Origin of the sequence: Streptomyces sp. CB03238, assembly GCF_002099185.1 — a bacterium.
Lineage (GTDB): Bacteria > Actinomycetota > Actinomycetes > Streptomycetales > Streptomycetaceae > Streptomyces.
The window spans coordinates 81,604-95,620 of record NZ_NBCN01000023.1; the positions used below are offsets into that span (position 1 = coordinate 81,604).

General features: G+C 67.2%; 17 protein-coding genes and 1 pseudogene. 11 read left to right on the top strand and 7 right to left on the bottom strand.

Annotated elements, in window-relative coordinates; genetic code table 11:
• Positions 1–387: 387 nt before the first annotated feature.
• The gene (locus tag BKD26_RS31545) at positions 388–1,005 is read right to left on the bottom strand and encodes a DUF4230 domain-containing protein (RefSeq protein ID WP_241518950.1); all 618 of its coding nucleotides are present in this window, start codon (positions 1,003–1,005) and stop codon (positions 388–390) included.
• A gap of 249 nt (positions 1,006–1,254) precedes the next feature.
• On the opposite strand from BKD26_RS31545, the gene BKD26_RS31550 reads away from it, so the two are divergent.
• Positions 1,255–1,758, top strand: coding sequence for a hemerythrin domain-containing protein (locus BKD26_RS31550; protein WP_084905362.1), 504 nt, complete (start codon positions 1,255–1,257; stop codon positions 1,756–1,758).
• Positions 1,759–1,910: 152 nt separating this feature from the next.
• Positions 1,911–2,093 (top strand): hypothetical protein, encoded by a 183-nt coding sequence (locus BKD26_RS31555; RefSeq protein ID WP_179166775.1) that lies wholly within the window; start codon positions 1,911–1,913, stop codon positions 2,091–2,093.
• Between the two features lie 449 nt (positions 2,094–2,542).
• On the opposite strand, the gene BKD26_RS31560 is transcribed toward BKD26_RS31555, so the two are convergent.
• The 3 genes from BKD26_RS31560 to BKD26_RS31570 form a co-directional block, all read right to left on the bottom strand.
• Positions 2,543–3,049, bottom strand: coding sequence for a VanZ family protein (locus BKD26_RS31560; protein ID WP_241518944.1), 507 nt, complete (start codon positions 3,047–3,049; stop codon positions 2,543–2,545).
• A 128-nt stretch (positions 3,050–3,177) separates the two neighbouring features.
• Positions 3,178–3,570 (bottom strand): DUF2267 domain-containing protein, encoded by a 393-nt coding sequence (locus tag BKD26_RS31565; RefSeq protein ID WP_084905365.1) that lies wholly within the window; start codon positions 3,568–3,570, stop codon positions 3,178–3,180.
• A gap of 358 nt (positions 3,571–3,928) precedes the next feature.
• Positions 3,929–4,417 (bottom strand): DUF4265 domain-containing protein, encoded by a 489-nt coding sequence (locus BKD26_RS31570; protein ID WP_084905367.1) that lies wholly within the window; start codon positions 4,415–4,417, stop codon positions 3,929–3,931.
• Positions 4,418–4,524: 107 nt separating this feature from the next.
• Between BKD26_RS31570 and BKD26_RS31575 the strand changes: the two genes are divergently transcribed.
• Positions 4,525–4,902 (top strand): ATP-binding protein, encoded by a 378-nt coding sequence (locus BKD26_RS31575; protein WP_277622429.1) that lies wholly within the window; start codon positions 4,525–4,527, stop codon positions 4,900–4,902.
• Between the two features lie 459 nt (positions 4,903–5,361).
• Here BKD26_RS31575 and BKD26_RS31580 read toward each other — a convergent pair whose 3' ends face one another.
• Both BKD26_RS31580 and BKD26_RS31585 read right to left on the bottom strand, forming a co-directional pair.
• On the bottom strand, positions 5,362–5,769 hold the full coding sequence (locus BKD26_RS31580) for an ATP-binding protein (protein WP_084905369.1): 408 nt from the start codon (positions 5,767–5,769) through the stop codon (positions 5,362–5,364).
• 375 nt (positions 5,770–6,144) lie between these two features.
• Complete coding sequence (locus BKD26_RS31585) at positions 6,145–6,462, bottom strand: hypothetical protein (RefSeq protein WP_084905371.1); 318 nt, start codon at positions 6,460–6,462, stop codon at positions 6,145–6,147.
• 261 nt (positions 6,463–6,723) lie between these two features.
• Between BKD26_RS31585 and BKD26_RS31590 the strand changes: the two genes are divergently transcribed.
• Together BKD26_RS31590 and BKD26_RS31595 are read left to right on the top strand one after the other, a co-directional pair.
• Positions 6,724–6,948, top strand: coding sequence for a DUF5133 domain-containing protein (locus tag BKD26_RS31590; RefSeq protein ID WP_084905373.1), 225 nt, complete (start codon positions 6,724–6,726; stop codon positions 6,946–6,948).
• Between the two features lie 14 nt (positions 6,949–6,962).
• Positions 6,963–7,835, top strand: coding sequence for an alpha/beta hydrolase (locus BKD26_RS31595; RefSeq protein ID WP_084905375.1), 873 nt, complete (start codon positions 6,963–6,965; stop codon positions 7,833–7,835).
• Positions 7,836–8,106: 271 nt separating this feature from the next.
• On the opposite strand, the gene BKD26_RS41710 is transcribed toward BKD26_RS31595, so the two are convergent.
• A complete protein-coding gene (locus BKD26_RS41710; protein ID WP_241518945.1) occupies positions 8,107–8,259 on the bottom strand; it encodes a hypothetical protein in 153 nt (50 codons plus the stop codon).
• A 494-nt stretch (positions 8,260–8,753) separates the two neighbouring features.
• Between BKD26_RS41710 and BKD26_RS31605 the strand changes: the two genes are divergently transcribed.
• From BKD26_RS31605 to BKD26_RS31630, 6 genes and pseudogenes are all read left to right on the top strand, one after another.
• Complete coding sequence (locus tag BKD26_RS31605; RefSeq protein ID WP_241518946.1) at positions 8,754–9,164, top strand: ATP-binding protein; 411 nt, start codon at positions 8,754–8,756, stop codon at positions 9,162–9,164.
• A 134-nt stretch (positions 9,165–9,298) separates the two neighbouring features.
• Positions 9,299–9,646: an STAS domain-containing protein gene (locus tag BKD26_RS31610; protein ID WP_084905377.1), complete on the top strand. Its 348-nt coding sequence runs from the start codon at positions 9,299–9,301 to the stop codon at positions 9,644–9,646.
• Between the two features lie 414 nt (positions 9,647–10,060).
• Positions 10,061–11,233 (top strand): phospholipase D-like domain-containing protein, encoded by a 1,173-nt coding sequence (locus BKD26_RS31615; RefSeq protein WP_107418060.1) that lies wholly within the window; start codon positions 10,061–10,063, stop codon positions 11,231–11,233.
• A gap of 197 nt (positions 11,234–11,430) precedes the next feature.
• Complete coding sequence (locus BKD26_RS31620) at positions 11,431–11,859, top strand: SRPBCC family protein (RefSeq protein ID WP_084905381.1); 429 nt, start codon at positions 11,431–11,433, stop codon at positions 11,857–11,859.
• A gap of 33 nt (positions 11,860–11,892) precedes the next feature.
• A pseudogene (locus BKD26_RS31625) lies at positions 11,893–12,983 on the top strand (IS630 family transposase).
• A gap of 177 nt (positions 12,984–13,160) precedes the next feature.
• The gene (locus BKD26_RS31630) at positions 13,161–14,009 is read left to right on the top strand and encodes an RNA polymerase sigma factor SigF (protein ID WP_107418061.1); all 849 of its coding nucleotides are present in this window, start codon (positions 13,161–13,163) and stop codon (positions 14,007–14,009) included.
• The last annotated feature ends 8 nt before the right edge of the window (positions 14,010–14,017 follow it).

A 14,017-nucleotide genomic window follows, 5' to 3' on the forward strand; every position in this document is an offset into this window, starting at 1 on the left:
ACGGGATCGGAAACAGTGATCGCAACCGCTTCGACGGCGGTCCGGCGAGGGGTCGATGTGTCCGGGACGAGGAGCGGGCGTCAAGAGTTTGCCGGTTGAGGGCATGTCGTGAGGGATGCAGGGCAACAGACTCTTAACCCGCTCGGTGGGCCGTCCCCCAGCCCCCACGCCGAGCGCTTGCCGGCCCCGCCAGCCCCCTCCCCCCCCCCGGGGGTGGCGGGGCCGCCCCAACGCCCTGGTGATGCTCGAAGGCATCAGGATCCAGCACTTGCCGGCCTCGGTCACCGGCACTCTCACTGACGGGGGGCGAAACACGGTACGGCTGGGCTGGCCGCCACGCCTGTGGAGACCTCACGTCCCCGGAAGGGGGCGTAGTCCGACGCAAGATCAGAGGTAGACCACCTTCACCGTCCGAAAGCCCAGCGAGCGCAGCAGGCCCTCGAGCATGGAGGTCGTGTTCTTCTCCGCCCGCGCGATCAGACCGCTCTCCTTGGCCGCCTCGGCGATCCGCTGGGAGGCGAGGCGGTTCACGGCGCGTTCGTCGGCCGGGTTGTCGGAGAACAGGTCGCCGAGGCGGTCCAGAAGTCCACGCTGTTTCGACACGGCGTACGATCGCTCGGGGTCCAGAGCCGGCGCGCCGAGCCTGGCGTGGGGCAGGCGCAGTGTGACGGCGGTACGCTCCTCGTTCACCGTGACGCTCTGAGGGCCGGTTCGGCCCAGGTCTACGTAGGCGCCTACGGTGCCGGCGCCGACGTACAGTGTTCGGGTGCCCCGAAGGGCGTCCGGCAGGTACTTCGCATCCTTCTCCAGGTCGACGACGATCTGGAAGGTACCTACCGCACCCTCGTAGCGGCTCATGTCCTGGATGGACTTCAGCAGGGCGGGCCCCGAACGGTCCTTCGTCTCTTGACCGAAGAGTTCGTCGAGGCCCGATATCAGGCTGAACCGACCTGCCAGAACGAACAGGAGCATGAGCGAGAGCAGTACCGCCGTGACAGCGATCAACCATCCCGGCGGACGGCGGGTGGTGGGCGAGCGCCGGGGAGTTTCGTCAAGGGTCTCCACATGCCACTGTTGCCCGGGCTGCACGTGAACACTCCCGCTGGGTCCGGCCAGGCCCCGCAAGGCAGCCCCGTCCGGCCCCTGCCGCCTCATACCGAGCACACATCACCGTCGCCACCACCACGTCTGACCGGCGGGAACCGGGGTATCCGCCGGATCGGAAAGGCACCCGCGATTTTCGAAGGAGTCACCATGCACACCACCGCCGAGGCCACGGATGTCGTCGAGCTCATCCTGCGGGACCACCGCAGGATGGAGGAGCTGTTCCGGGCGCTGCGCAACGTCCAGGCCGACCGGGCGGGCGCGCTACAGGAATTCGCAGCCCTCCTCGTGGCCCATGCCACGGCGGAAGAGAGCGAGGTCTACCCCGCGATGAGGCGTGACAGGAACGTGGACAACGAGGACGTCGAGCACAGCGTGCACGAACACACAGAAGGCCACGAGGCGCTCCTCGCCCTGCTCGAAGTGCAGGACACCACCTCGAAGGAGTGGGACGAGAAGCTCGAAGAGCTGGTCACAGCGGTCAACCACCACGCCGACGAGGAAGAACGGACACTGCTCAACGACGCACGGGAGAGCATCACCCTCGAACGCCGCGCCGAGCTCGGCATGGCGTTCGAGGCGGCCCGGGCCAAGCAACTGGCCGCCGACTGCGGCAACCTGGAAAACCTGCGCCGACTGGTGGACGCGCGCTGACCGGCCCATCTACTGCGTTGTGCCGCCTGGTGTGGCCGTGACCTCTGGCCTTGGACGGCGGATGCATGTTCCTGGGAGACGAGGGCATCTGAACGGTACCCCGTTGCATACCGCTCCCGGGCGTGGAGCCGGTGAGACAGGAGGTGCCTCCCGTGACAGGTACAAAGGTTCTCGAGCGGTTCCCCGCCGGGGGGCCGCGCGGAAGCTGGCCCGCCGAGGAATTCGCGGCACGCCGCCGCGAGGAAGGAGAGCCCGTTCAGGTCGTCATGGACCTGCGGCTGGATGCCTTCCTGGTGGTGGTCGTGGAAACGGGCGGCACGGAAACCGCAGCCTAGGTGCGGCCGCTGTCGACCTGGCTGGCGGGAACATCGCACGATCGAGACGCTCACTTCTCCCGCCCCCTCGCCAGGCCCGTGGCGGGCAGCCTTCCGATCCGGTACGGCGCGGCCATCTGCAGCCCGGCGGGGACAACGGTCCGCAAGCCTCCGACTCGGATCGCGATCCATGTCCGTAGCAGGCGCGTCAGGTGGACGGCGCTCCACCGGTGTGGCGACCGCGATGGCCAGGGCAGCGCCGGTGGGGTGCGCGGTGTCCCTGGAAACACGGTCTCCTGGCCGGTGAAGACCCGGGAGAGGCCACATCAAGGGCTGCAGGTATGGACCCTTTCGCCGACCCGGTGTTGTCGCGTCGATGGACCTACCCCTGATGGCCATGTCAGTGGGCCAACGGCATCTGTACATCTCTGTACATCACTGAAGCGCTGAAGATGCCGCGAAAGGTCCGGTCAGTTGGCTCCGGGCCGCTCGGTGTAGCGCTGCCACCAGTGGCGCCGCCTGGGATGGACAGCACGGCCCAGCCTGCGGCCCAGGAGCAGATAGCCCAGGAACGCTCCAGCACTGTTGAGGATCACATCGTCGACGTCGAAGGCTCGTCCCGTCACGAGCGCGCCCTGCACCAATTCGACAAGTATCATCACCGCCGCCGTGACCGCTGTCACACGCAGCAGCCCCCGAGCACGTGGTGCCAGTACCGGCAGCAGCAGCCCAAACGGCACGCCCAGAAGGATGTTGCCACCAAGCTGCTCGACCGTTTCACGGAACGCGGGCTGCGCCAAATAGGCACGGATGGAGTCCCCCGGGCGTAGATTGCTGTGCGCCAACGGCTCAGAGGCCATCGAGGGTTCCAACGTCAGCCGGGCCAGCAGCACTGCGAAAGCCACCATTCCCGCGAAGGCCACAAGCATGGCGACTACGCGGCCACGGCGCGAAAGAGGGGGTGTCCCCGGAGCCATCGCGCCTCCTGGACCCTTCACGGCCCTGCCACGCAGGGGTGTACCTGCCATGACGAGCTCCCCGTCAGGATTGGTCTGCTGGAGCGTCCCGTCACCCCCCTGAGAGGTCGGCACACCCCGGACCCTCCTCATACAGGTTCCGTCCGGCCGAACAGCCCGGCGTGCCCCGGCGGCAACTGCGTAAGAATGCGACGCAGTAGGGCATCGTCAGCCGCATCCGCGACAGTGGCCAGTACGGCCGTGACGGCCCGGCGGGCGTACAGCGATCCGCCCTGATCACACTCGTCCACCGCTGCGACGAAGGCATCCGGTGTCAGCGGTTCACTGGCCGGCGGCACACCGATGAGTAGCGGAGCGCACTCCGGTGGCAGCAGACGAGCGAGGTCGGTCCGGTCGTTGCCCACGAGATGTGCCCCCAGCACCTCAAGCACTCGCTGCAAAGCCCCAGCTGCCTCCTGCCGGACGGCGTAACCTCCGCGTTCCTGGACCCGGTCAAGCACCGCGTCCAAAGACCTGTCCATGAGCCGCTCCCTGGGTGTGAGCTCGTTGAGGGCCGCGTAGGTCTTTGTTTGCGTACGCAGCCGGTGAACGACCTGCTACCCGGAATAGCTGTCCGAAACCAAATGATTACTCAAAGGGATGTATGGGGGCCTGTCCGTTCCCGGTCCGCCCGATAAAAGGACGACGCCTGACCTGAGCGGGTGCTGTCAGCCGGCGCCCCGTGGACACGGCTCTTTTCCCGGGGGGTGTTCATCGCCGGCATCATCACCGTCCCTCTGCCAAGGGCGCCCGCACGTCCGCGAATGACCAGGCGGGCCAGTCAGCTCGAGGCGTGTTCGAGGCCAGCGGCCGCCACCGGTTGGAAGCGAAGACCGGAGATCAGGCGTTCCACCATTCGTCGGTGCCACAGCCGACTTCGTAGTGCCACCACGCTTCCTCCTGCCCCCGGACAAGAAGTGCCTTGATCCCGGCAAAGTCAGCTCCGGCCGGTGCGGTGAAGGCCACCATGGGGAAGTCCTCGCTGAAGACCTCGCCGCCCAGCCCGAACGCCGAAAGCCGGCGATGCACTGCCTGAGGGCTGCGCCCCAAGGGGCCGGTCGGGATGGGCACAACACGGATCGTGCAGTTGCCGGAGGGACTGATCATCCCGACCGCCCAATGGAGCCCGTCGGCGTCGGTCTGGTACCGCACTACGTCGCCCTCGGCCACCCCGTCCTGAAGGAAGGGGACGTTCTGCACGCTGGCAGTGCCATCACTGAGCTTTCTCGCCCACAGGCCCTCGGTGTCCTGCGGGAACCACCCCTCGCGAGGGACGAAGCGGAACCAGACCTTGATCGTTTCGACCATGTTCTCCATGGCGGCCATCATGCGCCGATCGTCGATGACATATCGCATCGGGTCGGGAACAAGCTAAGACATGAACCAGGCCGTCCCATTGAGGGGCCGAGATGTGCCGTGTCGCCCAACTTCGTCTCGTGGACCAGGGTGTTGCTGGCCTGGCCGCCGGGAACAGCTCGTACGTGGAAGGTGAGCGTGGAGGCCGACCGCGGCGTGCTGGCTCCACTCCGGCGAGTCGGTCATCCTCGCCGGCCCGGTCGGAGTCGGAAAGGCCCACATCGCCCAGATCCCTCGGCCACCTCGCCGTCCGCCAGGGCGCCCGCGTCCGTTTTGCCAAGACCAGCCGTATCCTCGCGGATCTCGTCGACGGCCACGCGGACCGCATCTGGGACAAGCGGGTCCGTGAACTGGTACGGCCCGATGTGCTCATCCTCGGCGACGTCACCATGCGCCAGCTCGGAGCGTCCCAGACTGACGATCTCTACGAGCTGGTCAGCGAGCGGCAGGGCAGGTGAAAGGCTCGGCCAGCTCCACCGCTGCCAGACCCGAAGCCCAGTCGTCGAAGTCCGCCGGCGAGTGGATGCTTCGGCCCTCAGGCTCCGGCCGGACCAGGGCCCACAGATCAGGCGGTCCCCCATACCGATAGCTCCACCCCGGCAAGTTCACGGGGCCGACCTGACCCCCGCCCGCGGCCAGAGCCTGGGGTCCATTACGTGAACTTAACCCGGGGAAATAGCGCGAACGTCCCTACGCCTTGGAGAGCTTCCGCGCGGTCTCGGGCGCGAGGCTGCGCGGGTCCGTGACCTCCCTGAGGTCGGTGTCTGCTTTTGCCGACGCCATCGGCACTGCCATTGCCGCACCTCTTCTGATCAGCCGGACGGCGGTTCCGGCCCCCGCCCGGCCGATGGGTGCACCCAGCACCGAGTGTGAGGCCTACAGCGCAATGCCCGCCGCAGCACCCGACGCCACGCCGGTCAGCCCCATGCCAGGCCCTTACGCCGGTTCCCGCGGTGCCCCGCCGGTTGTTCAGCAGCGGCCGGACAGTCGACAAAGGCGGTGACGGTCTTGCCGCCATGCGGGTGCGGCCTCACGGTCAGCGAACGCGACAGCTGCTTCACCAGCGGCAGACCGAAGCCGCCATTGCCGTGCTTGTAGTCCGGCCGACGCATCCTCGGGAGCGCCGTACTGCTGTCCGTCACGGCCACCTCGATACTGTCCCCGCGGGGGGTGAGGCGCAGGGTGGACGAACCACCCGCGTGGCGCACGGCGTTGGTCACCAGTTCGGAAACGATGATGTTCACCGCATCGGCGGTCTCGTCCGTGACGCGCGGCGCTACGGTCCGCAGAAAGTCACGGGCGGTCTGCCGTGCCCTTGGCAGCACTCCGAGGTCCCCTCCAGAGAGGTCACCAGGGAGGCGGCAGTAGTGGTGGTGATCGTGTCCAGGTGGCTCATCGTCTCACCCTTTCCTCGCCCTACGTGGTACAGCCGGAGGGAGCTTTTCCGACGTTGAGCTGACCAATATCAACTTTGCCGCGCCCTGATGTGTTAAACCATGCTGTCGTCACAATGGGCAATCAACGGCCCTGGCAAGCGGAAAAGCCGCGCAGCGGCTTCCGCCGACGCGCACGAATCCCGAACCTCGAACCCGAAGAATGCTGCCGGCACCAGCGTCCCGGCCGTCTGCGCCGCATGGCGACACACGTCCGCCAAGCTGCCCCTTCACCACGCTCCACGCCGTACACAGACAACCGTGGCATCACGCCTGCGCGTCAATACCGGTCACCGCCGCAGGGCCTGTGGGCGCCTCATTTTCCGTGTAACCAGCCTCCCGCAAAGCGGCAGCTGCTGTCCGCCTGGCGACCTCCTCCGCGCTGCGGCTGTCATCGGCCTCCACCTCCAGACGGACACTGAACGTGCCGTTGTCATTGACCGTGAGGACATCCAAGTCCTCCGCCCGTCCCAGCGACGTCTGCCGTGGATCGACGGGGCGCAGGTGCTGCACGAGAACAGACCGCGCGTTATCGGTCAACTCACGCAGGAACGTGCCCGGAATCGTGATGACATAGGTAGTCACGTACTCTCCTCACCTCAACATAAGCGGCTGACAGACCTGCGACATGCCTTGCACATATATGGCCTGCCCCGTCTGCGAGCCAGTGAACAGGCTCACCAATCACCGCACTCCATGCCACCCGTTCGGGGCAGTGGCCACCACCGAACGAACCCCAGTACGGCGGCCATGCCTGCGTCGCTGCCCACTCCACGCGTATGGGCGACGAGAGACGGGGTAACAGCCACACCACTCAGACCACTCGTGCGTGAAGGAGCCCCCGGCGTGCTCATGGCCCACCCCGCAGTCCTCAACGACCTCGTCGAACAGTACGAGGCCCTGCAGACCTTGCACGCCGAAGCGGGCACTCCCGAGGCACGCAAGCGTAGGGACGACATCGCTTACACCCTGTGCGTTTCCACCGGAACACGCGACATCGCGGCCGCCCTCGGTGCGGCCCGCAGCCGGCTCCTCGAGCCGAGCCCGCAGCGAGCCTCCCTGCACAACTGAGAGGAACAGCACCCGTGAGGGAATGGCGGCTGGCCGAGACATTCCGCAGCACGTCGGGCGACATCCGCTGGGGCAGCCTCGGACAACCGGGCCAGGATCCGGTCGTGCTCCTCCACGGCACACCCTTCTCCTCGTACGTCTGGCGCGCTGTCGCCCGCGCACTCGCCCGCCACTACCAGGTCTTTGTGTGGGACATGCCCGGTTACGGGGCATCGCAGAAGTTCGCCGGGCAGGATGTCTCCCTCGCCGCCCAGAGCAGGGTCTTCACCGAGCTCCTGGCGCACTGGGACCTTGAAGAACCGTTGGTGGTCGCCCACGACTTCGGCGGTGCCGTCTCCTTGCGGGCGCATCTGCTGCACGGAGCTCGCTACCGCGCGCTCGCTCTGGTCGACCCGGTCGCGTTGGCCCCGTGGGGGTCCCCGTTCTTCCGGCTCGTCGGCGAGCATTCCGAAGTGTTCGAACAACTGCCGCCCGCACTGCACCACGCCTTGGTGCGGGAGTACGTAAGCTCGGCCAGCAGCCCCGGCCTGCACTCCGCCGTCCTCGACCGGCTCATCCAGCCCTGGCTCGGCGACGTCGGCCAAGCGGCCTTCTACCGGCAGATCGCCCAGGCCGACCAGCGCTACACCGACGAAGTCCAAGACCGGTACGGCGAGATCGACTTCCCGACGCTGGTGTGCTGGGGCGAGGACGACACCTGGATCCCCGTGGCGAAAGGACGGGAGCTCGCCGCCCGAATCCCAGGCGCGCGACTTGAGCCAATCGCCGGTGCGGGCCACCTCGTCCAAGAAGACGCACCCGCCGAACTCACTGCCGCGCTCATCGCCTTCCTCCCACAACCTCTGACCCCCGCACAGCCCGGTGAACCTCCCCGCTCACAGCACTAGGGTCGGTGGCGGTGACGCACAGAGGTCGTGCGAGGCCTGAGGGACGGCGAGGGCGGCCGAGTCGCGGAGGTGGCCGCGCCAGAGTGGACGGCCACCCCCGCTGGGAGACCTTGCCCCACGGGGCATCCAGCGAGTTGTAGGTCCGCGCCAGCCGCAGCTGACGGCCCACACCCGCGATGCCGAAGCCGGTGGCGGCCAGCATCAGGTTGCCATTGGAGAGGCTCACCCGTGCGGCCAGGGCATCGTCCAGCCGCGTGTCGGACAACTCGTGTCACGGCACCAGGTCCAGGCCGTCGGGCACATAGGTGGCCTCAGCGGCGGCGGCGCAGCTTCCGGCTGTGAGGACGGCGCCTTGGTCACTCCTGCCGGAGGAGCCGGTGGCACCGCCGGCTTGCCCGGCGCCGGCCGGGGAGTCGTGCGCCACGGGGCCCAGCCGCGGTCGCGCGCGCTCGGCGCGGGCGCGTCGAACCCAGGACGGTCGGGGAGCCAGAGGGTCGTCTCTGTTCGGCAAGTACGTACACACGCGGCGCGACCAAACACCGACGAGATGCGCCCCCCGCGTCAGCCAGACGGCGCCGACCGCGCCACGAGGCCGACGTGCATGGGCCGTTTTCCAAGGCTGCCGTACCTGAAGCCGCGGACGGCCGCTGGCGGTAAAGTGCCTCCCGCTCTGCTCCCTCGCCCTCCGGCGGCATCCCTTGCGGCGGGGTGCGAGCCGCCCGTGACCACGGCCTGATGGCGGCATCGGCAAGAAAGGCGGTGTCGTCGGCCGGATCGGGGATAGGGGTATGGGGGAGCCGTGGCGAAAGGAAGGGGAGTGCGATGGGGGTAGCTCTGATGCGTGGTGACAGCGTGGCCCCCATTGAGGCCACGAAACCATTCCGGCCTGTCGAGCAGAAGCCAGGACACGGGGCTCCCGTGCCGGCTGGGCTGACGGCCGGCGGGGCCGCCTCCAAAATCTGCACCGATCTTGATGGTGCTATCGCTTCGGCGAGGGACTTCGTCGCGGCGTTCCTGCTGGCAAAGGCGGCCGACGGCGTGGCGATCGGGCCCTCCACGGTCGGGGATGCCCGGCTGGTGATCAGCGAGCTCGTCACGAACGTCGTCAGGCACGCCTCAGGTCCCTGCCAGGTCGACCTGGAGCTGGTGGGCGAAGTGCTCCATATCGCTGTGTCCGACACTCACCAAGTAGCCCCCATCGCCCACGCACCTGACCCCCGGCGGGTCGGGCAGCACGGGCTGGAGATCGTTCTGGCTCTGTGTGAGGGCGTCGAGATCGAGCCGCTGCCCTTGGGCAAGCGTGTCCGGGCACGTCTCGCCCTGCGGTGAGGCGCCGCGCCGACGGCAGCCGATCAGGGAGACAGTGCCCTTTCGTGGGCCACCGAGTCGTGGGAGCCATCAGCGCGCAGTGCACAATACCGGTGCGTCAGGGCGCCGAAGAGTTTTCCGAGGAGACAGCAGGTATGGAACGCGGGCGGTTTCACGTACAGGGCGAAGTGCAGCCGGCAGGCATCGGAGTGGTACGAGTCAGCGGCGAGCTGGATTACGACGGGGTGGCAGCCCTCGAAGACGCGGTCAGATCCGTCAGAGCTCTGGGGAGCCACTGCCTGCTGCTTGACCTGTCCGGCCTGACGTTCATGGACTCCTCCGGAGTCAACGCCTTGCTCAAAGCCCGCCGCGACACACACGTCACAGGCGGATGGATGCGGATCGCCGACCCCCAGCCGCCGGTGCTCAAGGTCATCGAACTCGTCGGTCTCGACCAGGCCATCCCGCTGTACAACAGTGTCAGTGACGCCCTCGAGGCTTAGGCTCCGCGGTGGAGACGCCTCCGGCACAGTGATGTACGGCTCGTGATGCACGTACGGCTCGTGTCCCGTCGCGGGCATCCGGAGCCCCGCACCGCACGCTGCCGCCCGCTCCTCAACCTATCGGGCCGTGACGGATTCCGGCCGCTTATGCCACAGCCCCATGTGCCAGACATCACACGCAAGCCACGTACGGTGAGCCCGGTCCGCACACCGGCCTACGGCTCTGGCACCTTTCGGCACTCGGGGCATTTCTGGCGGCGTGGAACCCCGCCGGCGGGGGAACGTGGGCTTCGTCAGCACCCGAATGCGCGTCCAAGGCCACGCTGCGCAGCAGCACGGGACCGCAAGCCACTCCGGAGAGTCAGCATGAGCGTCATCGATCCCCTCAGACCTGATGGCGTGGAGCGTACGGCGATGACGATCCCGCCCGACCAGGAACCCAAGCAGCGACTGCGGCGCCGACTGGAGCGACTGATCGGAGTCGCCGCCACCGAAGGCAACCAGCTCCATCCTCTGCGCAACGGCGACGAGATCTTCCCCGCGATGCTGGAATCCATCCGCAACGCCGACCACACCATCGACATGATGACCTTCGTCTACTGGCGTGGAGAGATCGCCCGTGAGTTCGCCACCGCCCTCGCCGCCCGTGCGCGGGCCGGAGTGAGGGTGCGGCTGCTGCTCGACGGCTTCGGCGCCCGGCAGATAGAGAGGGACCTCCTCGACGACATGGAATCGGCAGGCGTTCAGGTCGCCTGGTTCCGCAAGCCCCTGTGGCTCTCACCCTTCAAGCAGAACCACCGCTGCCATCGCAAGGCCCTGATCATCGACGAGCACACCGCCTTCACCGGCGGAGTCGGTATAGCCCAGGAATGGTGCGGTGACGCCCGCAACCCGGGCGAGTGGCGCGACACCCATGTCCAGGTCCGTGGCCCCGCCGTCGACGGAATCGCCGCGGCGTTCGCACAGAACTGGGCGGAATGCCACGCCGAGCTCTTCGACGACCGTGACCGATTCACCGAGCACACACAGCACGGCGACGCCATCGTCCAGGTCGTGCGAGGCTCGGCCAGTATCGGCTGGCAGGACATGCAGACGCTGATCCGCATCATGCTCACCTCCGCACAGAAGCGCTTCCGCCTGGCCACCGCCTACTTCGCTCCCGACAGGTACTTCATCGACCTCCTCTGCGCCACCGCCCGCCGCGGTGTCACCGTGGAAATACTGCTGCCCGGCAGGCACACCGACCAACGAGCCAGCCAACTGGCGGGGCAACGCCATTACGGCGACCTCCTCGCGGCCGGCGTCGACATCCGCCAATACCAGCCCACCATGATGCACGCCAAGGTCATCACCGTTGACGAGGTCGCGTCCCTGATCGGGTCCACCAACTTCAACCGCCGCTCCATGGACCACGACGAAGAAGTGATGCTCGCCGTACTGGACGAGGCGTTCACCGCCACACTCGACCGCCACTTCGACGAAGACCTGACCCGCAGCCGGCCGGTCACGCTCTCCCAGTGGAAGCGCCGTCCCGGCCTGCGGCGTGCCCTGGAAACAGCAGTCAGCCCCATCCGGCGCTTCCTGTGACCGGGTCTGGCGAGGAGGCCTGCCGGGCCCTGATGCCCAGGGTGTCCGCTACGGGTTTCCGAAGGAGCCCCCCCGCCAACGCGGCCCAGCAGGCGCCGCCTTGCGGGCATTGGCCGGCGCCCGTGGGGGTAGACGGGTGACACTCTCGGCGTCGCTGCCGCACGGCGTCGTCACTCCATCAGAAAGGAACTCTCCCCATGTCGTCTTCGCTGGTCGAAACAGTGGACATGAAGGCTCCCGTTGCACTGATCTGGAAGTTGTGGAGCGATGTGACGAGGTGGCCGCAGTTCCTCACTCATGTCAAACGTGTGGACCGGATCGACGAGCGCCGGTTCACGTGGTGGCTGACATTGCCCGGCGCGGACAAGTACTTCACCGCTGAACTGACCGAGGTCATCCCGGAGGAACGGATCGCCTGGAAGGCGATCGCCGGCACTCAGCACGCAGGTGTGGTGACCTTCCACCGGCTGAGTGACACCACCAGCCGTCTCACCATCCAGCTGGAGTACGAGCCCGACGGGTTCGTCGAACACCTTGGCGCCCTCACCAATCTCGACAAGACCCTGGCCAACTACGACCTGGGACAGTTCCAGCGGATGGCCGAGGATCTCGCAGCATCCTCCTAGTGACCCGAGTCGGAGATTCGTCGTTGGTTTGGTATGAGTCGTCCGGGTCCGAAGATTCCGCCGTTGTCGGTCACTGATGCCCAGCGGGCGGTGCTGGAGGGCTGGTTACGTCGCCGTACGACGGCCCAGGCTTTGGCTCAGCGGTCGCGGATCGTGCTGGAGTGCGCCGAGGGACACTCGATCATGGAGGTGTCCCGCCGGCTGCGGATCGCTCCGGACACGGTCCGCACCTGGCGGCGTCGCTTCATCGAACGCGGCCTGGACGGCTTGTGCGACGACCCCAGGCCCGGCGTCCCGAGGAAGATCACCGATGCCGACGTTGAGCGGGTCATCGTCAAGACGCTCGAGGAGACACCGAAGAACGCCACCCACTGGTCGACGAGGTCGATGGCCGCGGCCACGGGGATGTCACAGTCGACGGTCTCGCGGATCTGGCGGGCGTTCGCGTTGGCCCCGCACCGGTCGCAGACGTTCAAGCTGTCGACGGATCCGCTGTTCATCGACAAGGTCCGCGACGTCGTCGGCCTCTATCTCGATCCGCCGGAGAAGGCCCTGGTGCTCTGCGTGGACGAGAAGTCGCAGATCCAGGCGTTGGACCGGTCCCAGCCGGTCCTGCCGATGGTGCCCGGCGTCCCCGACCGCCGCAGCCACGACTACGTCCGCGCCGGCACCACCACCCTCTTCGCCGCCCTGGAAGTGGCGACCGGCAAGGTCATCGGCTCGCTCCACCAACGCCACCGGGCGGCGGAGTTCAAGAAGTTCCTTGCAAAGCTGGACAAGGAAGTCCCGGCTGATCTGCAGGTGCATCTGACCTGGACAACTACGCGACCCACAAGACCCCCGACATCAAGAAGTGGCTGTTGGCGCATCCCCGGTTCCATCTGCACTTCACACCGACCAGCGCGTCCTGGCTGAACCTGGTCGAGCGGTGGTTCGCCGAGCTGACCCATAAGAAGCTCAAGCACGGCGTCCACCGCTCCGTCCAGGCCCTCGAACGCGACATCCGAGCCTGGCTCGCCGACTGGAACGAGCACCCCAGACCGTTCGTCTGGACGAAGACAGCAGACGAGATCCTCGACAAAGTCGCCGCCTACTGCCGACGAATCTCTGACTCAGGTCACTAGCCACACACCTACGGCCCCGGCATCCAGGCATCCAGGCGACCAGGCGACCTGGCCACCGCGGACGAACAGCGGCACATGTCGTCAAAGACGTCCGCATGAGACGTTCGAGACCGGGTAGGCGCGGCTCACTGGCTCGCCGGGATCGACGAGGCTGTGTGACGTGGGAGGGGCAGGACGATGACGACTTCGGTGGCTATGACAGCGGTGACGGAAGCGGGTGTCGCGGAGCTGCCGGTGGTTGAGGACCCGGAGAAGCTTGCGCCGAAGGACGCCCGCGCCCTGTCGAGGTTGTTCTTCGACCGGCTGACCGTTCTGGAAGAGGGCACACCGGAGTACCAGTACGCCCGGAACACCCTCATCGAGATGAACATGTCGCTCGTCCGCTACGCCGCCGGACGGTTCCGCAGCCGCGGGGACCAGATGGAAGACATCGTCCAAGTCGGCATGATCGGGCTGATCAAGGCGATCGACCGGTTCGAGCTCTCCCGGGAAGTCGAGTTCCCCACGTTCGCCGTGCCGTACATCGTCGGCGAGATCAAGCGGTTCTTCCGCGACACCTCGTGGGCCGTGCACGTGCCGCGGCGCCTGCAGGAGGCTCGCGTCGAACTCGCCAAGGCGACCGAGGAGCTCAGCACCCGCCTCGGCCGTTCCCCCACGGTCCGCGAACTCGCCGACCTGATGAGCCTTTCCGAGGATGAGGTCATCGAGGCCCGGATGGCCTCCAACGGCTACAACTCCACCTCCCTCGACGCGGCGCTCCACGGTGGCGAGGACGACGACGCCGCCTTGGCCGACTTCATCGGCGCGGAGGACCCGGCCATGGAACTCGTGGAGAACTTCCACACGCTGGCCCCGCTCCTCAACGAGCTCGAGGACCGAGACCGCCGCATCCTCCACCTCCGCTTCGTCGAAGAACTCACCCAGGCGCAGATCGGCGAACGTCTCGGTGTGTCACAGATGCATGTGTCACGCCTGCTCACCCGCATCCTTGCGCGGCTGCGTGCAGGAATGCTGACCACCCACTGAGGCGCGCG